Source organism: Pantoea sp. YU22, from assembly GCF_003970755.1.
GTDB lineage: Bacteria > Pseudomonadota > Gammaproteobacteria > Enterobacterales > Enterobacteriaceae > Pantoea > Pantoea piersonii.
The window spans coordinates 85,480-107,307 of sequence record NZ_RYDU01000010.1; the positions used below are offsets into that span (position 1 = coordinate 85,480).

Annotated in this window: 16 protein-coding genes; 12 read left to right on the top strand and 4 right to left on the bottom strand. The window is 60.1% G+C overall.

Going from position 1 to position 21,828, the window contains the following annotated elements; translation table 11 throughout:
• The first annotated feature begins 5 nt into the window (after positions 1 to 5).
• The gene (recJ, locus tag EKL29_RS14865) at positions 6 to 1,739 is read left to right on the top strand and encodes a single-stranded-DNA-specific exonuclease RecJ (protein ID WP_120455113.1); all 1,734 of its coding nucleotides are present in this window, start codon (positions 6 to 8) and stop codon (positions 1,737 to 1,739) included.
• A 7-nt stretch (positions 1,740 to 1,746) separates the two neighbouring features.
• On the opposite strand, the gene EKL29_RS14870 is transcribed toward recJ, so the two are convergent.
• Positions 1,747 to 2,064, bottom strand: a complete 318-nt coding sequence (locus EKL29_RS14870) for a hypothetical protein (RefSeq protein WP_126690077.1) — start codon at positions 2,062 to 2,064, stop codon at positions 1,747 to 1,749.
• Between the two features lie 171 nt (positions 2,065 to 2,235).
• Between EKL29_RS14870 and prfB the strand changes: the two genes are divergently transcribed.
• A protein-coding gene (gene prfB, locus EKL29_RS14875) for a peptide chain release factor 2 (protein WP_120454492.1) occupies positions 2,236 to 3,334 on the top strand; the annotation gives its coding sequence in 2 pieces (ribosomal slippage) (positions 2,236 to 2,310 and positions 2,312 to 3,334; 1,098 coding nt in all).
• A gap of 9 nt (positions 3,335 to 3,343) precedes the next feature.
• Positions 3,344 to 4,867 carry a lysine--tRNA ligase gene (gene lysS, locus EKL29_RS14880; RefSeq protein WP_120454490.1) on the top strand — a complete coding sequence of 508 codons (1,524 nt, stop codon included), beginning with the start codon at positions 3,344 to 3,346 and terminating at the stop codon, positions 4,865 to 4,867.
• Positions 4,868 to 4,909: 42 nt separating this feature from the next.
• Here the strand turns inward: lysS and EKL29_RS14885 are convergent, their stop codons facing one another.
• A complete protein-coding gene (locus tag EKL29_RS14885) occupies positions 4,910 to 5,536 on the bottom strand; it encodes a serine protease (RefSeq protein ID WP_120454488.1) in 627 nt (208 codons plus the stop codon).
• A 353-nt stretch (positions 5,537 to 5,889) separates the two neighbouring features.
• Here EKL29_RS14885 and EKL29_RS14890 point away from each other — a divergent pair, with 353 nt between their 5' ends.
• Complete coding sequence (locus EKL29_RS14890) at positions 5,890 to 7,053, top strand: MFS transporter (protein ID WP_120454487.1); 1,164 nt, start codon at positions 5,890 to 5,892, stop codon at positions 7,051 to 7,053.
• Here the strand turns inward: EKL29_RS14890 and EKL29_RS14895 are convergent.
• Positions 7,050 to 7,970 carry a LysR family transcriptional regulator gene (locus tag EKL29_RS14895; protein WP_126690078.1) on the bottom strand — a complete coding sequence of 307 codons (921 nt, stop codon included), beginning with the start codon at positions 7,968 to 7,970 and terminating at the stop codon, positions 7,050 to 7,052. The genes EKL29_RS14890 and EKL29_RS14895 overlap by 4 nt on opposite strands.
• Positions 7,971 to 8,067: 97 nt before the next feature.
• On the opposite strand from EKL29_RS14895, the gene lysA reads away from it, so the two are divergent.
• Together lysA and EKL29_RS14905 are read left to right on the top strand one after the other, a co-directional pair.
• Positions 8,068 to 9,324: a diaminopimelate decarboxylase gene (lysA, locus tag EKL29_RS14900; protein ID WP_126690079.1), complete on the top strand. Its 1,257-nt coding sequence runs from the start codon at positions 8,068 to 8,070 to the stop codon at positions 9,322 to 9,324.
• Positions 9,325 to 9,336: 12 nt separating this feature from the next.
• Positions 9,337 to 9,789, top strand: a complete 453-nt coding sequence (locus tag EKL29_RS14905) for a GNAT family N-acetyltransferase (protein ID WP_126690080.1) — start codon at positions 9,337 to 9,339, stop codon at positions 9,787 to 9,789.
• On the opposite strand, the gene galR is transcribed toward EKL29_RS14905, so the two are convergent.
• Complete coding sequence (galR, locus tag EKL29_RS14910) at positions 9,786 to 10,787, bottom strand: HTH-type transcriptional regulator GalR (RefSeq protein ID WP_120454479.1); 1,002 nt, start codon at positions 10,785 to 10,787, stop codon at positions 9,786 to 9,788. The genes EKL29_RS14905 and galR overlap by 4 nt on opposite strands.
• 178 nt (positions 10,788 to 10,965) lie before the next feature.
• Here galR and EKL29_RS14915 point away from each other — a divergent pair, with 178 nt between their 5' ends.
• From EKL29_RS14915 to EKL29_RS14940, 6 genes are all read left to right on the top strand, one after another.
• Positions 10,966 to 13,239, top strand: a complete 2,274-nt coding sequence (locus tag EKL29_RS14915; RefSeq protein WP_126690081.1) for a molybdopterin guanine dinucleotide-containing S/N-oxide reductase — start codon at positions 10,966 to 10,968, stop codon at positions 13,237 to 13,239.
• A 273-nt stretch (positions 13,240 to 13,512) separates the two neighbouring features.
• A complete protein-coding gene (locus EKL29_RS14920; protein WP_120454476.1) occupies positions 13,513 to 15,240 on the top strand; it encodes a penicillin-binding transpeptidase domain-containing protein in 1,728 nt (575 codons plus the stop codon).
• Between the two features lie 411 nt (positions 15,241 to 15,651).
• Positions 15,652 to 15,840 (top strand): toxin-antitoxin system HicB family antitoxin, encoded by a 189-nt coding sequence (locus tag EKL29_RS14925; RefSeq protein WP_120454474.1) that lies wholly within the window; start codon positions 15,652 to 15,654, stop codon positions 15,838 to 15,840.
• A gap of 173 nt (positions 15,841 to 16,013) precedes the next feature.
• Positions 16,014 to 17,150, top strand: coding sequence for an efflux RND transporter periplasmic adaptor subunit (locus tag EKL29_RS14930; protein WP_126690082.1), 1,137 nt, complete (start codon positions 16,014 to 16,016; stop codon positions 17,148 to 17,150).
• A gap of 10 nt (positions 17,151 to 17,160) precedes the next feature.
• Positions 17,161 to 20,298 carry an efflux RND transporter permease subunit gene (locus tag EKL29_RS14935; protein WP_126690083.1) on the top strand — a complete coding sequence of 1,046 codons (3,138 nt, stop codon included), beginning with the start codon at positions 17,161 to 17,163 and terminating at the stop codon, positions 20,296 to 20,298.
• Positions 20,288 to 21,685, top strand: a complete 1,398-nt coding sequence (locus EKL29_RS14940; RefSeq protein WP_126690084.1) for an efflux transporter outer membrane subunit — start codon at positions 20,288 to 20,290, stop codon at positions 21,683 to 21,685. The genes EKL29_RS14935 and EKL29_RS14940 overlap by 11 nt, the downstream gene beginning before the upstream one ends.
• Positions 21,686 to 21,828: the final 143 nt, after the last annotated feature.

Genomic DNA, 21,828 nt, shown 5'->3' on the forward strand with positions numbered 1-21,828 from the left:
TGGCAGTGATTAAATCAGTAGAACTGCGGCGGCGTGAAGTGAGCGTTGAGGATCAACTCCCGACGGATCTTCCGCCGCTGCTTAAACGGCTTTATCTGCAGCGCGGCGTGCGCAGCCCGGCTGAGCTGGAGCGCGGTGCGAAGCATCTGCTGCCTTTCACCACCCTGAACGGGCTGGATGAGGCGGTTGAGCTGCTGCACCAGGCGCTGCTCGACGGGCGGCGCATTATGGTCGTGGGCGATTTCGACGCCGACGGTGCGACCAGCACTGCGCTGACGGTGCTGGCGCTGCGCAGTATGGGCGGCCATAACGTGCAGTATCTGGTGCCTAACCGCTTCGACGACGGCTACGGCCTGAGCCCGGAAGTGGTGGAGCAGGCGCGCGCACGCGGCGCGCAGCTGATCCTGACGGTGGATAACGGCATCTCTTCCCACAGCGGCGTCGCCTGCGCGCATCAGCACGGCATTCCGGTGCTGATCACCGATCACCATCTGCCGGGCGAAACCCTGCCTGAGGCGGAGGCGATTGTTAACCCCAATCTGCACGACTGCGCCTTTCCGTCGCGCGCGCTGGCGGGGGTCGGCGTCGCGTTTTACCTGATGATGGCGCTGCGCGCGCATCTGCGCAAGCTGGGCTGGTTTGGCGCAACGCGCGCCGAGCCGAACCTGGCGGAGCTGCTGGATCTGGTCGCGCTCGGCACCGTGGCCGACGTGGTGCCGCTCGACGTCAATAACCGTATTCTGGTGTGGCAGGGGCTGAGCCGCATTCGCGCCGGAAAGTGCCGTCCGGGCATACGCGCGCTACTGGAGATCGCCAACCGCGACGCGCGCCAGCTGGTGGCGAGCGACCTCGGCTTCGCCCTTGGCCCGCGCCTGAATGCGGCGGGGCGGCTCGATGATATGTCGGTCGGCGTGGCGCTGCTGCTTACCGACGACATTACGCAGGCGCGTATGCTGGCCAGCGAGCTGGATGCGCTGAACCAGACGCGCAAAGAGATTGAACAGGGTATGCAGAGCGAGGCGCTGGCGCTGTGTCAGGCGCTGGAGCGTCAGCAGACCGACCTGCCGCTGGGACTGGCTTTTTACCATCCTGAATGGCATCAGGGCGTGGTCGGCATTCTTGCCTCGCGGCTGAAAGAGCGTTTTTATCGTCCGGTTATCGCTTTTGCCCCGGCGGGCGACGGCACGCTAAAAGGCTCTGGACGGTCGATTCCCGGCCTGCACCTGCGTGACGCGCTGGAGCGGCTCGATACGCTCTATCCCGGCATGATGCTGAAGTTTGGCGGTCACGCCATGGCGGCGGGGCTGTCGCTGGAGGAGACGCAGTTCGAGGCGTTCCGTCAGCGTTTCGCCGAGCTGCTGGGAGAGTGGCTGAGCGAAGAGACGCTGCAGAGCGTTATCTGGTCAGACGGCGCGCTGCAGCCGGGCGAGTTCAGCATACAGACCGCCGAGCTGCTGCGCGAAGCGGGCCCCTGGGGACAGGCGTTTCCTGAGCCCGCCTTCGACGGCAAATTCAAACTGCTGCAGCAGCGGCTGGTAGGCGAACGCCATCTGAAAGTGATGCTGGAGCCGCTCGGCGGCGGCCCGCTGATTGACGGCATCGCTTTTAACGTCGACACCACGCTGTGGCCTGACAGCAGCGTGCGTCAGGTGGAGCTGGCCTTTAAGCTCGATATCAATGAATACCGCGGCAATCGCTCGGTACAGCTGATTATCGATCATCTCTGGCCGCTGAATTAATCCGGCCTCAGTGGCGGATCTGCTGAAGATCCGCCGCCGACAGCCCGGTCACTTCCTGCACCAGCGTAAAATCGAGCCTTCTGGCCAGCATATTGCGCGCAATCGCCAGCGTCGCCTCGCGCTGGCCTTCATTGCGCCCTTTGTAACGGCCTTCGCTAAGGCCTTCTTCGCGTCCCATTTGCTTAAGCTGTTCCGCAATCGTCATCAGTTCTTCCTTTTGCTGCGGTACGCGGCGCGCAAGCGCTTCGATAAAGCTTTTCGCCTGCGGTACGTCGCCCGCCTGAATCATAGAGTTAATCAGCGCCAGCCGCTGTTTGTGGGTCACTGAATTTTGCAGCATAAACGTGACGAGCGGCTCAAACAACCTGGTGAGATCACGCTGACGAAGAGGTTTACTGCCAGGGACGGCGCGCCACTGAAACCCTACAATCTCACGGCTATTTCAGTTAGACTGCGGGGTTTCCATCCCGACATTCAGCGAAAAGACCCGAAAGCCATGTTTGAAATTAATCCGGTTAAAAACCGCATCCAGGACCTCACCGAGCGCAGCGACGTTCTTAGGGGGTATCTTTGACTACGATGCCAAGAAAGAACGTCTCGAAGAAGTAAACGCCGAGCTGGAGCAGCCAGACGTCTGGAACGAACCTGAACGCGCGCAGGCGCTGGGTAAAGAACGCTCTTCGCTGGAAGCCATCGTCGACACTCTCGATCAAATGCAGCAGGGCCTGGAAGATGTTGAAGGACTGCTGGAGCTGGCGGTAGAAGCGGACGACGAAGAGACTTTCAACGAAGCCGTTGCCGAACTCGACACGCTGGAAACCAAACTGGGCGAGCTGGAATTCCGCCGTATGTTCTCCGGGGAATATGACAGCGCCGACTGCTATATCGATCTGCAGGCCGGTTCCGGTGGCACCGAAGCACAGGACTGGGCCAGCATGTTGCTGCGTATGTATTTGCGCTGGGCCGAATCCAAAGGCTTTAAAACCGAAATCATCGAAGAATCAGAAGGCGAAGTGGCCGGTCTGAAATCCGCCACCGTGCGCATTTCCGGCGACTACGCGTTTGGCTGGCTGCGTACCGAAACCGGCGTGCATCGCCTGGTGCGTAAGAGTCCTTTTGACTCCGGCGGCCGTCGCCACACCTCATTTAGCTCTGCGTTTATTTATCCGGAAGTGGATGACGATATCGACATCGACATCAACCCGGCGGATCTGCGCATTGACGTCTACCGCGCGTCGGGCGCGGGCGGTCAGCACGTTAACCGTACCGAATCGGCGGTGCGTATCACCCATATTCCGACCGGCACGGTTACGCAGTGTCAGAACGACCGCTCTCAGCATAAAAACAAAGATCAGGCGATGAAGCAGATGAAGGCGAAGCTGTACGAGCTTGAGATGCAAAAGAAAAATGCTGAGAAGCAGGCGCTGGAAGACAACAAGTCTGACATCGGCTGGGGTAGCCAGATTCGCTCCTATGTGCTGGATGATTCCCGCATCAAAGATCTGCGCACCGGCGTTGAAACCCGCAATACTCAGGCGGTGCTGGATGGCGATCTCGATCGTTTTATTGAAGCAAGTTTAAAAGCAGGGCTATAAGGAACCGACATGTCAGAACAACAACCGCAGAGCGCTGATGCCGCCCTTGAGTTAAATAACGAACTGAAAACGCGTCGCGAAAAACTCAGCGCGCTGCGTGAAAACGGCGTGGCCTTTCCTAACGATTTCCGCCGTGATACCACCTCGGACGTGCTGCACGCGCAGTATGACGAAAAGAGCAACGAAGAGCTGGAAGATTTAGGCGTTGAGGTCAGCGTCGCCGGACGCATGATGACCCGCCGCATTATGGGCAAGGCCTCTTTTGTGACGCTGCAGGACGTGGGCGGCCGCATTCAGCTCTATGTGTCGCGCGACGACCTGGCGGAAGGCATCTATAACGAACAGTTCAAGAAATGGGATCTGGGCGATATTCTCGGCGCGCGCGGCAAGCTGTTTAAAACCAAAACCGGTGAGCTGTCGATTCACTGCCACGAGCTGCGTCTGTTGACCAAAGCGCTGCGTCCGCTGCCGGACAAATTCCACGGCCTCGCCGATCAGGAAACCCGCTATCGCCAGCGCTATCTCGATCTGATTGCCAACGACGATTCGCGCCACACCTTTAAAGTGCGTTCAAAAATCATGGCCGGCATCCGCCAGTTCATGGTGAACCGCGACTTTATGGAAGTGGAAACCCCGATGATGCAGGTGATCCCGGGCGGTGCCTCCGCGCGTCCGTTTATCACCCATCACAATGCGCTCGATATCGACATGTATCTGCGTATCGCGCCGGAGCTCTACCTGAAGCGTCTGGTGGTAGGCGGTTTCGATCGCGTATTCGAGATCAACCGTAACTTCCGTAACGAAGGCATCTCGCCGCGCCATAACCCTGAGTTCACCATGATGGAACTCTATATGGCCTACGCGGATTACAAAGACCTGATCGAACTGACTGAAAGCCTGTTCCGCACCCTGGCGCAGGACGTGCTCGGCACCACTAAAGTGCCTTACGGCGAGCAGGAATTCGATTTCGGCAAGCCGTTTGAGCAGCTGACCATGCGCGAAGCGATCAAAAAGTACCGCCCGGAAACCGATCTGGCGGATCTGGATGATTTCGACAAAGCCGTGGCGATTGCACAGGCTATCGGCATTAAAGTCGAGAAGAGCTGGGGCCTGGGCCGCGTAGTGACGGAGATTTTCGAAGAGACGGCGGAAGCGCATTTGATCCAGCCGACGTTTATCACCGAATACCCGGCGGAAGTGTCGCCGCTGGCGCGCCGCAACGACGAGAACCCGGAAATTACCGATCGTTTTGAATTCTTTATCGGCGGCCGCGAAATCGGCAACGGCTTCTCGGAGCTGAACGATGCGGAAGATCAGGCGGAGCGTTTCCAGCAGCAGGTAAACGCGAAAGACGCGGGCGACGACGAAGCGATGTTCTACGACGAAGACTACGTTACGGCGCTGGAACATGGCCTGCCGCCGACGGCGGGTCTGGGCATCGGTATCGACCGCATGGTTATGCTGTTCACCAACAGCCATACCATTCGCGACGTGATCCTGTTCCCGGCGCTGCGTCCGGGCGGCGCGAAGTAAACAAAGAAGGCCAGCGATGCTGGCCTTCTTTTTTTCTGGCCGTCAGGATTTCACTACGCCGTTCAGCCAGGCTTCGAAGCGCGCATAGGGCACATAGAGCGCAACGTCGCGATAGAGGGTTTTCCCGCTCTGGTTATCATCAATGCGGCTGCTGTAGCCGACAATCACCCCCGCCAGGGTATCATCCGAGGCGTTATAGACCGCGCCGCCCGACATGCCTTTCACCACGCCGGCATTGGCCGCAACCACCACGCACTGCGCCTTGTTCCAGCTGTTCGCTAATGACGTATTAATCAGGTTCTCGCCGCTGGAGCTGACCGGCATCGCGCTGATAAAGCTGTAGCCGTAGAGATTCACTTTGTCGCCGATATGGCTGTTGCGAAAACGCGGCGGCAGATTAGCTTCGCTATTTTTATGGTAAACCACGGCGAGATCGCACTCAGGATGCCAGGCCTTAACGCGATAAAGCGAGAACTTAGCGACGTGCGCGGCGGTCAGGCTATATTCCGCCGTCAGCGGAATGGTGGTGCCCAGGGTTCCCAGCCCGAGCGCGGTGGGAATGCCGGTATAGGTCATATCAACGCGCTTTTGCGCTTCGCTGCTGTACTCATAGTGGCCGACGGAGCAGCCGCTGAGACAGAGCGCCATCAGAGCGATTAGCCGTTGCATTTTCTCTCCCCGCATAAGAATGGCTTTACATTATCGGACAAGGCATTTGGGGTATCGGCAATGCATCCTGTTCCTTTACGCAATAAATCAACATGAAACGCGCCCTTTTTAATAGTGCGGCTGCCCCTCACTATCAAGCGTAGCGCGTAATAGGGGAGGCTATTGTTAAGATTCTGGCAAACATCCGGCACTCATTATTGCGTCTGCGGCAAAAGATCCTTGCCGCACGCGGGGTGTATGCCGAGAGGCGGCTATGATTTAATACCCACCGTGACGAAGTTCAAATTTTTATAACCGTCCGCGCCCGGCGTCCGCTGCGGCGTTCACCTGCTTATCGATTGGGAGAGTGTGTTATGCCTGTTGCTTTACTGGCGCTGGCGCTGAGTGCGTTTGCGATTGGAACCACCGAGTTCGTCATTATGGGCCTGCTGCCCGAGGTGGCGGGCGATCTGCGGGTCTCGATTCCGTCGGCAGGCTGGCTCATCAGCGGCTACGCGCTGGGCGTCGCCATCGGCGCGCCGATTATGGCGCTGTTGACCGCCAGACTGCCGCGTAAAAAAACACTTATCCTGCTGATGATTATCTTTATTATCGGCAACGTGCTCTGTGCGCTGGCCTACACCTATAACCTGCTGATGATGGCTCGCGTCATTACCGCGCTCTGTCACGGTGCCTTCTTTGGCATCGGTGCGGTCGTGGCGGCAAGCCTGGTGGCGCCGGGCCGTCAGGCGTCGGCCGTGGCGCTGATGTTTACCGGCCTGACGCTGGCGAACGTGCTCGGCGTGCCGCTCGGCACCTGGTTTGGTCAGCTGTTCGGCTGGCGCGCCACCTTCTGGGGCGTCGCCATTATCGGCGTGCTGGCCTTTATCGCGCTGATTGTCAGCCTGCCGGTCAATAAAGAAGAGAAGCCGGTGCATCTGGCGAGCGAAATCAGCGCGCTGGCTAACGGCAAGCTGTGGCTTTCGCTGCTGATGACGGTGTTCTTCGCCGCGGCGATGTTCGCGCTGTTCAGCTATATCGCGCCGCTGCTGCTGCAGGTTACCGGCATCAGCGCGCGCGGCGTCAGCTGGACGCTGTTCCTGATTGGCGCAGGCCTGACCGTCGGCAATATCCTCGGCGGCAAGCTGGCGGACTGGAAGGTTTCCTTCAGCCTGATTTTAAGCTTCTCGCTGATCGCCATCTTCTCGCTGCTGTTTAGCTGGACCAGCCATGCGCTGTGGCTGGCGGAAGTGACGCTGTTCCTGTGGGCGATGGCGACTTTCGCCACCGTACCGGGTTTGCAGATCAACGTGGTGCGCCATGGCAAGGAGGCGCCGAATCTGGTCTCGACGCTGAACATTTCCGCCTTTAACGTCGGCAATGCGCTGGGCGCATGGGTCGGCGGCGCGGTAATCGGACGAGGCTACGGCCTGACCGCGGTGCCGGTCGCCGCCGCCGCGCTGGCCGCTGTAGGCCTGCTGATCTGTCTGATCACCTTCCGTAAAGCGGGCGGCAGCGCCGCAACAGTGCGCGCCTAAGCCAGCCGTTCGGCGATGCGCCGGGGAAAGTCGGCCACCTGCGTCTGCAGGTGGTAAACAAAGGCGGCGACCAGCGCCGAGGCGGGGCGGTGCAGCGGGCGCACCAGACTGACGGTAAAAGGCACCGCGACGCTGAATTTACGCATCACCACACCGCTGTCGGCATAATCGAGCGCCGTCAGCGGATTCACCACCGAAATCCCCACGCCCGCGCGCACCATCGCACAAACCGACGCCGCGCTGTGCGTCTCCAGCACCAGCCTGCGCTCCACGTCCTTTTCATGAAACAGCGTATCCAGCAGCTGGCGATAGCTGTCGGCGCGCGACAGGCTGACGTAGTTTTCTCCGGCGAAATCCTGCGGCGTCAGCACCGCGCGTGCGCAGAGCGGGTGCTGCTGCGGCAGAACGCACACCTCGTCGCAGGTCAGCAGCGCCAGGCGTTCCGTACCGGCAGGCGCATGCTGGGTTTCGGTCAGGCCGAGATCGTAGCGCTGCGCCGACAGCCACTCCTCCAGCAGCGGCGACTCCTGCGGAATAATATTCAGGCTGACGTCGGGATAGCGCTGCATAAAGGGCTGCACCAGCGGCGGCAGCAGCGACTGCGAAAAGACCGGCAGACAGGCGATCGACAGCTCCCCCTGACGAAACTGACGCAGCCCGTCCGCCGCCTCCATAATGCGATCCAGCCCGTACCACGAGCGCTGCACCTCTTCGAACAGGCGCAACCCCTGCACTGTGGGCTGCAGCCGACCGCGCACGCGCGAGAAGAGCCGTAGCCCAAGCTGCGTTTCCAGTCGCGCCAGCTCGCGGCTGACGGTGGGCTGCGAGGTGTTCAGCAGCGTCGCGGCCTGCGTCAGATTGCCGCTGGTCATCACCGCGTGAAAGATCTCAATGTGTCGCCAGTTAATTTTTGCCATGGGCTACCATATCCATTTTGCATAGAAGCTATTAAAACAGATATTTTTCAGCATGGCACGGTTCTGGCTTAATAGCCGTAACCACAGGAGAATCCTTATGCCACGCGCCTTAACCGACCACACCACCGCGCTTAACGCTGAACAGCTGCTGCCGCTGGCGCAGCAGTACAACGGCCCGTTCTGGGCCTATGACGCACAGATTATTCAGCAGCGTATCGAACAGCTGCGCGCCTTCGACGTAGTGCGCTTCGCGCAAAAAGCCTGCTCCAACATTCATATCCTGCGCCTGATGCGCGCGGCGGGCGTTAAGGTCGACTCGGTATCGCTCGGCGAAATCGAACGCGCGCTGGCGGCGGGTTTTCAGCCTGGCGGCGAAGAGATCGTGTTTACCGCCGACGTTTTCGATCGGCCGACGCTGGCGCGCATCGCGGAGCTGAAGGTGCCGGTTAACGCCGGCTCGGTGGATATGCTGCATCAGCTGGGCAACGTTTCCCCTGGCCACGCGGTGTGGCTGCGCATTAACCCTGGCTTCGGCCATGGCCACAGCCAGAAAACCAATACCGGCGGCGAGAACAGCAAACACGGCATCTGGCACAGCGAGCTGCCGCAGGCGCTGAAGGCGATTGAGCAATATGGCCTGCGGCTGGTCGGCTTGCATATGCATATCGGCTCCGGCGTCGATTACGGCCATCTCCAGCAGGTATGCGATGCGATGGTGGAGCAGGTGATCGCGCTCGGCCACGACCTTGAGGCGATTTCGGCGGGCGGCGGCCTCTCCATTCCTTACCGCTTCGGCGAAGAGGCGATCGACACCGCGCACTATTTCGGGCTGTGGGATGCGGCGCGCCAGCGTATCGCCGCCCATCTCGGCCATCCGGTCAAGCTGGAGATCGAGCCGGGCCGTTTTCTGGTTGCTGAATCAGGCGTGCTGGTGTCGCAGGTGCGCGCGGTGAAAGCGATGGGCAGCCGCCACTTCGTGCTGGTGGATGCGGGCTTCAGCGATCTGATGCGTCCCTCTATGTACGGCAGCTATCACCATATTTCGCTGCTGGCGGGCGACGGACGCGCTGTCGATGAGCAGACGCGGGTCGATAGCGTGGTCGCCGGGCCGCTGTGCGAATCAGGCGACGTCTTTACCCAGCTGGAAGGCGGCAAGGTCGAAACGCGCGCGCTGCCTGCGGCACGGGTGGGTGACTATCTGGTGTTTCACGATACCGGCGCCTACGGTGCGTCGATGTCCTCTAACTACAACAGCCGCCCGCTGATCCCGGAAGTGCTGTTCGAACAGGGCAGGGCGCGCGAAATCCGCCGTGCGCAGACCATCCAGGAACTGCTGGCGCTTGAGCTGAGCTAAGGCGCGCGTCAGGTGAAGATCCTCTCTTTGCGCGACGCGCCGCAGTTCGCCGGACAGATCTCCGACTGGCTGTGGCTCGCCTTTGACGCGGACAACAGTCGCGACTTTATGGCCAGCGTGGTGGAGAGTTCGCTGCAGGAGGCGGAGTTTCCCGTCACCTTCGTTGCCGTTGACGACGCAGGCAGGGCGGTAGGTACGGTGGGCTTCTGGCGCTGCGACCTGATTAGCCGTCAGGATCTCTTCCCCTGGCTCGCTGCGCTCTATGTCGAGGAAAGCGCGCGCGGTGGCGGCCTGAGCGCGGCGCTACAGCAGCATGTGATCGACTACGCGCGGCAGCGCGGCTATGGCCGCCTGTGGCTCTGGTCCACCTTTGGCGACTATTACGAACGCCACGGCTGGACGCCAGCGGGCGAGGCGCTGGACTACCCGCATAAAAGGGTCAGGCTTTACCGGCGCGAGATTTAACCCGGCCCGCTCACTGAATGCCGTCGCACCAGCGTCGGGCTGAACATATTGGTCACCTCCGGCAACGGCTGCCCGTGGGCCAGCGCCAGCGCCAGCTCCGCCGCCTGCTGCGCCATGGTGACAATGGGATAGCGCACCGTCGTCAGGCGTGGGCGCACGTAGCGCGACACCAGCACGTCATCAAAGCCGATCAGCGACATCTCCTCCGGCACGCGAACGCCGTTATCGCTCAGCACCGCCAGCGCCCCGGCGGCCATCGAGTCGTTATAGCAGGCCACGGCGGAAAAACTGCGGCCCCGCCCCAGCAGCTCGGTCATCGCCTGTTCGCCGCCGACTTCATCCGGTTCGCCGAGCGTAACCAGCCGATCGTTGCAGGGCAGGCCGTGCTCTTTCAGCGCGTCGTAATAGCCCTGCAGGCGATCTTCGGAGTCGGAAATCGGATGGGTGGAGCAGATAAAGGCGATGTTCTGATGCCCCTGCTGGATCAGATGGCGCGTCGCCAGCCAGGCACCGTAGCGGTCGTCGAGCGCGATACAGCGCTGTTCAAACCCTTTCAGCAGCCGGTTTAACAGCACCATGCCCGGCACCTGCTTCATCAGCAGCTCCAGCTCGGCGTCAGGGATTTTCTTGGCATGCACCACCAGCGCAGCGCAGCGATGGCGCATCAGCTGCTCAATCGCCTGACGCTCTTTTTCCTCATTATGGTAACCGTTACCAATCAGCAAAAAGTTGCCGGTCTGTCCGGCTATTTCATCAACTGCCTTAACCATTGCGCCGAAAAAAGGGTCGGACACATCGCCGACCACCAGTCCTAAGGTCTCTGTTGACTGCTGCGCCAGCGCGCGCGCGTTGGCGTTAGGATGGTACTGCAGCTCCTCCATCGCCTGGCTGACGGCCTGACGCGAACTCTCGCTGGCTTTAGGCGAATTATTAATCACACGGGAAACCGTCGCGACGGAAACTCCCGCCAGTCTGGCAACATCCTTAATCGTAGCCATGCCTTGACCTGCTTTAGGGAAAACGTTTACACATGGCAGCAGTGTTACGGAAAAGGCGGCCTACATCAAGCCGGTAGAATGTCTGCGCCGTCGCAAAAAGGGGCAAAATTCCAGGCTTAACCCGGCGCAGGGTCGCGTGGTATCCTGCGTTTTTCCCTTACCTGCCGTAAAAGAAACCATGAAAAAGCGAGTGCCGCATCTGGCGCACTGGGGCGCATTCTCCGCCGTAACTGAAAACGATCGCCTGATCGGCTGCGAGCCGTTCTTCGCCGACGCCGATCCGTCGCCGATGCTGAACACCATTCCCGAGCTGGTCTACTCCGACAAACGTATTCGCCAGCCGATGGTGCGCCGCTCCTGGCTGAAAGCGCGCGAAAAAAGCGACCGCACGCTGCGTGGACGAGAAGATTTCGTCGCCGTTGACTGGGAGACCGCGCTGGATCTGGTGGCGGACGAAAATCGCCGCATCCGCGAACGCTACGGCGCCTCAGGCATTTTCAACGGCTCTTACGGCTGGTCGTCGGCGGGCCGGGTCAACCACGCGCGTACCCTGATCCGTCGCTTCTATTTTCAGGGCGGCGGCGGCGTCGATCAGCAGGGCAATTACAGCTGGGGAGCGGCGCAGTTTTTTCTGCCCTATGTGATCGGCACCTATATGCCGCTGACCGGGCGCGTGACTGACTGGCCGCAGGTGGTGGAGCACGCGGAAATTTTCGTTGCCTTCGGCGGGCTGGCGCTGAAAAATGCCCAGGTGGCGTCGGGCGGCGCAGGCCAGCACAGCCTGAAACCGGCGCTGGAGCAGCTGGCGGCCAAAGGCACGCCGGTTATTAATATCAGCCCGATGCGCGATGACTGCCCGGCGTTCGTCAACGCCGACTGGATCCCGATTCGCCCCAATACCGACGTGGCGCTGATGCTGGCACTGGGCTATGAGATCGCCCAGCGCAACGCGGTGGACGAGGCGTTTCTCGCCAGCCACTGCACCGGCTGGCCGCAGCTGCGCGCCTACCTGCTGGGCGAAAGCGACGGCGTCGCCAAAACCGCCGGCTGGGCGAGCCGCATCACCGGCATTCCGCCGGAGCGCATTGTCCGACTGGCTGAACAGCTGATCGGCAAGCGCAGCTTTATTACCTGCTCTTACTCGGTTCAGCGCGCCCATCGCGGCGAGCAGCCTTACTGGATGATGATTGCGCTGTCGTCCATGCTCGGCCAGCCTGGCCTGCCGGGCGCCGGTTTCTCCTTTGGCCACGGTTCGATGAACAGCGTCGGCAACCCGCGTCAGGACGGCCCCGCGCCGCTGATGGCCACCGGCCCCAATCCTTCGGGCCTGTCGATTCCCGTGGCGCGCATCAGCGATATGCTGCTCAATCCGGGCCAGCCCTATACCTTTCAGGGGGAAACGCTGACCTATCCCGACATTCATCTGGTGCACTGGGCGGGCGGTAATCCTTTCCATCATCATCAGCAGCTTAACCGACTGGTCGAGGGCTGGCAGAAGCCCGATACCGTGGTGGTGCAGGATATCGTCTGGACGCCAGCGGCGCAGATGGCGGATATCGTGCTGCCCGCGACTACCACGCTGGAGCGCAACGATATCGGCGGCTCGTCGCGCGACCGCTTTGTGCTGGCGATGCACCAGGCGATCAGGCCGCAGCATCAGGCGCGCAACGATTTTGATATTTTCGCCGATCTGGCCGAACGTCTCGGCTATCGCGAGGCGTTTACCGAGGGACGCAACGAACGCCAGTGGATTGAGTATCTCTACCAGCAGTGCGCGGTGGCGCATGCGCGCAAAGGGATCGATTTCCCGGAGTTCGCAGAGTTCTGGTCGCGCGGCTTCGTCGAGATCCCGGAAGGGGGCAAGCCCTATCTCTTTATGGAGGATTTCCGCGCCGATCCCGAGCGCCATCCGATCAAGACCGCCAGCGGCAAGATTGAGCTGTTCAGCCAGACCATCGCCGACTATCAGCTGGCGGATTTCGCCGGTCACCCTGAATGGCGCGAGCCGCAGGAGTGGCTGGGCGCGGCGCTGAGTGAGCAGTTCCCGCTGCATATGATCTCCATCCAGCCGTCGGATCGGCTGCACAGCCAGCTTGACGCCACGCCGACGGTGCAGGGCAACAAAACCGCCGGACATGAAACGCTTTATATGCATCCTCAGGACGCGGCGGCGCGCGACATTGCGGACGGCGACGTGATTGAAGTGCGCAACGCACGCGGCGCGATGCTGGCGGGCGTGCGCCTGACCGACGGTCTGACGACGGGCGTGGTCATCGTCGCCACCGGCGCCTGGTTCGATCCCGGTTTCGGCGCAGAGTGGCAGCCGTTCGACCGCGCGGGCAACCCTAATGTGCTGACGCTGGATATCGGCACCTCGTCGCTGACGCAGGGGCCGAACGCCATGAGTTGCCTGGTAGACATCAAAAAACATGCGGTTTGCAAAATTGCTTAACAAACACATGGCTGGTTACATTTTGCCGGACACTGTTGCGTTTGAGTGATGGCAGCCCGTCTCGCGGCCTTGCTACAGTCAGGGTCCCAGAGGTATTGATGGGTGAACATCAATAGATTTTCTTGATTACACCGACCTGCGCAGATGCGCAGGTTTTTTTTTGCCTGGCGCGCCGATTACGAACTGATACACAGTTTTCCTGTTAACAACGTAACGCTTTCTTTATAACTGCTCGCGGAGATATTTTTTACTTTTTCTTTGCAGCGGATTGCCATGCCCCGGATAAAAAAACTACTGGGAAAAGACCAGATCAAAGCCCCTTTTAACCCGTTTCGCTTTCGCCTGATCTGCCTTGGCGTGCTGACCTGCATGGTGGTGCTGCTGGCGCGCATCGCCGATCTGCAGTTTCTTAACCAGCCGATGCTGGAGCACGAAGCGGACCAGCGCTCGTTGCGCACCGTCACGCTGCCGACCAACCGCGGCACCCTGCTGGATCGCAACGGCGAAGCGCTGGCGCTCTCGGTGCCCTCGCGTGACGTTATCGCCGATCCAATGCGCGTGCTGGAGGCGAACCCCGACTTTCTTAGCGCCAAGTGGGCCTACCTGGCCTCGGCGCTGAATATGCGTCCAGAGCAGATCGCCGCGCAGATCACCGCCAACCCGAAACGCCGCTTTCTCTATCTGGGCCGTAAAATCGAGCTTGGCATCGCCAAAGATATCGCCGAGCTGCACCTGAAGGGCATCAGCGAAGTCTATGACGACAGCCGCTTCTACCCGATGAGCGAGGCGGCCGCGCCGCTTATCGGCATCGTCGGCGCAGACAACTCCGGCCTGAACGGGCTGGAAAAAGGCTATGACAAGCTGCTGCAGGGCGTGCCGGGCAAAGAGGTGTACCGTCAGGACGCCGCGGGCAATATTATCTCAATGCTGAGCTATACGCCGCCGACGCAGCCGCCGACAGTGCAGCTCAGCATCGATAAGTTCGATCAATACACCCTCTACAGCAAGCTGCGCGATGGGGTGCTGCTGAATAAAGCGGATTCCGGCGCGGCGGTGCTGATAAAGATCGATACCGGCGAAATTCTTGGCATGGCCTCTTATCCGTCGTTTAACCCGAACAACTACGACGGCGCCACTCCGGCGCAGATGCGCAACGCGGCGATCAACGACAGCTATGAACCCGGCTCCACGGTGAAGCCGCTGGTCGTGATGGAAGGGCTGGAGCGTCATCTGGTGCGCCCCGATTCGGTGATCGACACTACGCCGTATCGGGTTAACGGCCACCTGATCCGCGACGTCGGCCACTGGCCGCGCCTGACCATGACCGGCATTTTGCAGAAATCGAGCGATATCGGCGTGTCCCATATCGCGCTGGCGATGCCCGCCGAGGCGCTGGTCAATACCTATCAGGCGTTTGGCCTGGGCAAACCTACCGGGCTGGGGCTGACCGGCGAGAGCGTCGGCTACTTTCCGGCGCACCGTCAGCGCTGGGCGGATATCGAGCGCGCGACCTTCTCCTTCGGCTATGGCCTGCGCGTAACGCCGCTGCAGATCGCGCGTGAATACGCCACGCTGGGCGCTTTCGGCGTTTATCGTCCGCTGTCGATTACCCGCGTGACGCCGCCAGTGCTCGGCAAGCAGGTAGCGAATCCGGAAACGGTAAAAGAGGTGGTGCATATGCTGGAGAGTGACGTGCTGCCAGGCGGTACGGGTATCAAAGCGGCGGTGCCTGGCTACCGGCTGGCGACGAAAACCGGTACGGCGGAGAAGATGGGCGACAGCGGCAAATATGATGGCGGCTATATCAACTATACCGCCGGCATTGCGCCGGCCAGTCATCCGGAAGTGGCGCTGGTGGTGATGATCAACCATCCCACCGCCGGGGACCACTTCGGCGGCTCGGTCGCCGCGCCCATCTTCGGCAATATCATGGGGCCAGTGCTGAAGCATATGAATATCGCGCCGGATGCGATTTACAGTAAGTCTTCAGATAAATCTTAATAAAATCAGGATGTAACCGGGAATGGAGCTTATTCATACCTGGTTTCATTTCCCCGAATTCCGTTGCGTTTTCGCGCTGTTTTGTCCCGCTGCAGAGTGCGAGGATAGCAGTCCCAGAGGTATTGATAGGTGCGAAGACGCGCTGCTCAGGCAGCGATATCCGCAAGGATAATCCACCCTGTTTATTGCACCAACCCACGCGGATGCGTGGGTTTTTTTTGTCTTTTGTTAACCCGCCGCAATCTGCTCACATCTCTTAACCCACCCTTAACGCTTTGACGCGAACAAAAAAAAAGCTGGTGCGATAGGGTAACTGCAACGAACCGTTATCCTGCATTCCATGACGGGACGTTAGCCTTTTGCGGCGTGGGTAGCGCCGTAAAAGGCGCTCTGTCGCTCAGGGAAACATCTATGCCGAAAACCAAAGATCGAACGCCGCGCGGCGAAGGAAGATCCGCTGCGTTTCAACTACGTATCCCTTACCAGCTGCATCAGCAGCTGCGTGAACTGACGGATGCTGAAAACGTGACGCTCGCCTGCTGGCTTAAAGAGCTGGCGCGCCGCGAGCTGCGTCGTCGCGGCATCGAACCTCAAGGTTAAACCGGTTCAGTCCTGAACGAAACGTGCGGGAATGCTGCACAAAAGCGCGGAATTTTCGTCCGGAAAATATATTTTACGCAACCTTAACAGATTCCTGTATGGGCGCTTCTCTACAATAGACTCCCCTACGAGAGTAATCACTCTCGTTACTTTCCCCTGTAATGAGAAGAACTATGCGTCTGAAATTTCTTTCTGCCAGCGTGGTGTTTTTACTGGTGGCCTGCGATCAGGGAGGAGGCCAGCCTGCTGCCTCCAGCATCCCGCAAGTAGGCGTAACAACGGTTAAAAGCCAGCCCGTAACGTTAATGAAACAGCTGCCTGGCCGCACCAATGCGGTAAAGACTGCTGAGGTACGCCCTCAGGTAAGCGGCGTGATACAGAAACTGCTGTTTACCGAAGGCGGCGAAGTGAAAGCCGGGCAGCCGCTCTACCAGATCGATCCGGCCACCTATAAAGCGGCCTATGACAAAGCGCTGGCGACCTGGCAGAACGACGCAATGGTAGCGAAGCGCTATCAGCCGCTGGCGGCGGCGCACGCCATCAGCCAGCAGACCTATGACGACGCGGTTGCCGCGGAGCGCTCCGCGAAAGCGGATCTCGAGACTGCCAGAGTCAATCTGGACTACACGCTGGTGAAAGCGCCGATCGCTGGTCATATCAGCCGCTCGCTGGTCACCGCCGGCGCGCTGGTTACCAACGGGCAGACCGACTATCTCGCCACTATTCAGCAGCTCGATCCGATCTACGTCGACGTCAGCGAATCGGTCGCCGATCTGCTGAGCCTGCGTCGCGCCATGGCGCAGGGCAAGCTGGAAAAAGTGGATGACAACACCGCCACCGTGAAGCTGCAGCTGGAAGATGGCAGCACCTATCCGCTGGAAGGCAAACTCGCGTTCTCCGAGGTGAACGTCAGCGAGACGACCGGCACTGTCGTGCTGCGCGCCATTTTTCCGAATCCGCATAACGAGCTGCTGCCCGGCATGTATGTACACGCCGTGTTTCCGCAGGGGGTGCAGCAGCAGGGCATTCTGCTGCCGCAGGAGGCGATCATGCATGACGCCAAAGGGCAGCCCTATGTCTACGTCGTTAAACCGGACAGCAGCGTAGAACAGCGCAACATTACGACCGGCGAGATGGTGAAAGGCAACTGGCTGGTCAACAGCGGCCTGAAGAGCGGCGAGCAGGTTATCGTCAACGGACTTCAGAGCGTGCGCAGCGGCATAAAGGTCAATGCTCAGGCCGCGAACAGCCAGGATACGCCGGCTGCTGGCGGCGTCAGTCTGTCGATGACCGATCCGTCAGCGCAGTAAAGGAGAGGTCATGTCTAAATTTTTTATTGAGCGTCCGATCTTCGCCTGGGTTGTGGCCATTATCGTGATGCTGGTCGGCGCTATCGCCACGCTGAGCCTGCCGGTGAATCAGTATCCCGATATCTCGCCGCCGGCAGTATCGGTCTCTGTCACCTATCCGGGCGCCAGCGCGGAGACCACGCAAAACACCGTGGTGCAGGTTATTGAACAGCAGCTTAACGGGCTGGATGGCCTGCGCTATATCGAGTCGAGCAGCGCCAGCGACGGCAGCGCGCAGATTATCGCCACCTTCAATCAGGGCGTTGATCCCGATATCGCCCAGGTCCAGGTGCAGAACCGCGTCTCGCTCTCTGAGTCGCAGCTTCCCACTGACGTCACCCAGCAGGGACTCCGTATTCGTAAGTACCAGAAAAACTTCATGATGGTGATCGGCCTGATCTCGAAAGACGGCAAGCTGAGCAACGGCGATCTGGCGGATATGCTGGTATCGAAGCTGGAGGATCCGATTTCGCGTACCAAAGGGGTCGGCGACTTTATGGTGATGGGGGCGGAATATGCGATGCGCATCTGGCTCGATCCGGCGAAGCTTTACAAATATAACCTGATGCCGAGCGACGTCACCACTGCCATCAACAATCAGAACGTGCAGGTCTCTTCCGGCTCGCTCGGCGGGCTGCCGACCATTCCGGGCGCGAAAACCAGCGCCACCATTCTGGGCAAGTCGCGCTTTACGACGGTCAGCCAGTTTGAAAACGTGCTGCTCAAGGTCAACAGCGACGGTTCGCAAATCCGCCTGAAAGATGTCGCCAGCGTGGCGCTGGGGCCGCAGAGCTATACCATCGACTCCATCATGAACGGCAAGCCTTCCGCCGGGATCGCGCTGCGTCTGGCTACCGGCGCCAACGAGCTGGATACCGCCAAAGCGGTGCGCGCCACTATTGCCTCACTGAAAGATTCGCTGCCGGACAACGTAGAGGTGGTCTATCCCTATGACACCTCGCCGGTGGTCAGCGCCTCGATCGAAGAGGTGGTGAAAACGCTGATCGAAGCGATCGTGCTGGTGTTCTTCGTAATGCTGATCTTCCTGCAGAACCTGCGTGCAACGCTGATCACCACCATGGTGGTGCCGGTCGTGCTGCTGGGCACCTTCGGCATTCTCGCCGCCAGCGGCTACAGCATTAATACCCTGACGATGTTCGGCATGGTGCTGGCGATAGGGCTGCTGGTGGATGACGCCATCGTGGTGGTGGAGAATGTCGAGCGCGTGATGCACGAAGAGCAGGTCGATCCGAAAACCGCCACCATCAAGTCGATGGAGCAGATTCAGGGCGCGCTGTTCGGCATCGCGCTGGTGCTCTCGGCGGTGCTGCTGCCGATGGCTTTTTTCGCCGGCTCGACCGGGGTGATTTACCGCCAGTTCTCTATCACTATCGTCTCGGCGATGGCGCTTTCGGTGCTGATGGCGCTGATTTTTACCCCGGCGCTCTGCGCCACGATCCTTAAACGCGCCTCGGCGGAACATAAAACCACCGGGCTTGCGGGCTGGTTCAACCGTCATTTCGACAGCGGCACGCTGTACTACACGCGCGGCGTGAGCACAGTGATCTCGCGGCGCGGCCTGTTTATCGTTGTCTATCTGGTGATTGTTGGCGTCACCGGCTTCCTCTTCACCCGCGTGCCGACCACCTTCCTGCCTGAGGAAGATCAGGGGGTGATGATGTTACAGGTCACGCTGCCGGTAAACGCCTCAGCGCAGCGCACCCAGCTGGTGCTTAACGATATCAACGACTATCTGCAAAAGAACGAAGCCTCGGTATTTAGCAGCATGTTCGGGGTTAACGGCTTTAGCTTCGCCGGCCGCGGACAGAACAGCGGTATGGTCTTCGTGCGCACCAAAGACTGGAGCGAACGCAAGCAAAGCAGCCAGAGCGTCCAGGCGCTGGCGGCGCGTATCAGCGCGCATTTCGCCAGCTACCCGAACGCAAAAGTCTTTGCCATGGTGCCGCCTGCGGTAATGGAGCTGGGCAACGCCACCGGCTTTGACTTCTACCTGCAGGATACCGCCGGGCACAGCCATCAGCAGATGATGGACGCCACCCACCAGTTCCTGCAGCTGGCGAACCAGGATCCGCGTCTGACGCAGGTGCGTATGAATAGCCTGGAAGATGAGCCGATGTACCAGCTGGAGATCAACGACGAACGCGCCAGCGCGCTCGGCCTCAGCATGTCTGACGTCAACAACACGCTGTCAGTGGCCTGGGGCTCCAGCTATATCGACCAGTTTATGTATAACGGCCGCGTCAAGCAGGTCTATCTGATGGGCAAGGCGGCGTCGCGCGTCACCCCGGAGGATCTCAATAAGTGGTACTTCCGCAACAGCAGCGGAACCATGGTGCCGTTCTCCGCCTTCGGCAGCGGCAAATGGGTCAGCGGCTCGCCGCACTACGAGCGCTTTAACGGCATGACGGCGGAGGAGATTCAGGGATCGCCCGCGCCGGGCTACAGCAGCGGCGAGGCGATGAAGGCGGTTGAGGAGATTGCGGCGAAACTGCCGAAAGGCTTCCGCGTGCAGTGGTACGGCATCTCCTATGAGGAGCAGACGTCCGGCTCGCAGACCACTCAGCTCTACGCTCTCTCGATCCTGGTGGTCTTCCTCTGCCTGGCGGCGCTCTATGAGAGCTGGTCGATACCTTTCTCGGTAATCCTGGTGGTGCCGCTCGGCATTCTCGGCACCCTCTGCGCGGTGCTGCTGCGCGGCCTGCAGAACGATGTTTTCTTCCAGGTCGGCCTGCTGACTACCGTCGGGCTGGCGGCGAAAAACGCGATATTGATCGTCGAGTTCGCCAAAGAGCTGCATGAGCGCGACGGCAAGAGCCTGGTCGAGGCGGCGCTAGAGGCGGCGCGGCTGCGTATCCGTCCCATCATTATGACCTCGATGGCCTTTATCCTCGGCGTGCTGCCGTTGACCATTTCGAGCGGCGCGGGCGCGGGCAGCCAGCACTCTATCGGTACGGCGGTAGTGGGCGGGATGATCACCGCAACCTTCCTCGCCATCTTCTTTGTTCCCATGTTCTACGTAGTCGTGGCGCAGTTCTTCTCACGTAAGAAAGAGAACGCGGCCCCTGAGGAAGTTAATCATGATCGTTAATGTTCGCTGTACGTTGCTGCCGCTCGCTCTGCTGCTGGCGGGTTGTAGTCTACAGCCTGAGTACCATCGCCCGGCCATGCCTGTCGAGACGCGCTACGACCAGCAGACGCCCGTTGGCAACGTGGCCGATCTGCCGTGGCAGAATTTCTTTACCGATGCAGGCATGCGCCAGTTGATTGCGCTGTCGCTGCAGAATAACCGCGACCTGCGCGTCGCGGCGCTTAACGTCGAGCAGGCGCGCGCGGCGGTGCAGGTCAACCGCGCCGCGCTGCTGCCGTCGATCAGCGCCACCGCCAGCCAGACTTCGGCTCACGAGCCCGCCAATCTCTACAGCACCAAAAGCTCCGGCGCGGTGACCTATCACGAGCTTAACGCCGGGCTGGGCGTCACCTCCTGGGAGCTCGACTTCTTCGGCCGTCTGCGCAGCCTGCGCGACGAGGCGCAGGAGCAGTATCTCTCCACCGAGGCGACCGAGCGCGCCACGCGCATTGCGCTGATTGCCCAGGTGGCGTCAGCCTGGCTGACGCTCTGCTCCGATAACGATCTGCTGCATCTGGCGCAGCAGACCGCTCAGAGCCAGCAGAAATCCTATGAATTAACCCAGCTCAGCTACCGCGGCGGCGTAAGCAGCGATGTGGATGTGGCACAGGCGGAGAGCACGGTTCGCAGCGCCGAAGCGGACGTGGCGAGCTACACACGTCAGGTGCGCCAGGATGTCGACGCGCTGCGTTTGCTGGCGGGTACCGATCTGCCGGTCGATCTGCTGAAAAACGCCACGCTGAATAATCGCTGGGACTTCCTGGCGACCCCGGCGGGTCTGCCGTCGGATCTGCTGACCCGCCGTCCCGATATTATTGCTGCTGAGCATACGCTGAAGGCGGCCAACGCTAATATCGGCGCGGCGCGCGCCGCCTTTTTCCCCAGCATCTCGCTGACGGCGTCAGGCGGTTCGGCCAGCAGTTCGCTGGGGCATCTGCTGGAGGGCGGAACCGCCTCCTGGTCCTTTGTGCCCTCGATCAACCTGCCGATCTTCGACGGCGGCGTGAATCAGGCCAATCTTGATATCGCCAAAATTGAGAAGCGAATCGAAATCGCCAACTATGAGAAGGCGATCCAGACCGCATTTAAAGAGGTGAACGACGCGCTGGCCGGTCAGGACACCTGGCAGGATCAGCTAACGGCCCTGGAAAAAGAGGTGGCGGCGAACCAGCGCGATTACGACTATTCTGAATTGCGCTATAAGCAAGGCATTGACAACTATCTGAATGTGCTGGTGGCGCAGCGCTCGCTTTACAGCGCCCAGCAGGCCTGGATTGCGGCGCGTCTGGGCCAGCTAAACCAGAAAATCACACTGTATGAAGCGCTGGGCGGCGGCTGGAAAGCCTGACCTTTCTTAACGGAACCATTACAGTTTACCGATGGAAAAACGTACGGGCTTTCGCAGATAATACGCAGCGCTATGCTTAACACTTTAAATAATCCCCTGAAATAAGGGGATTTTTCCTTTTTACTCTTTGTAAGACTTTGATA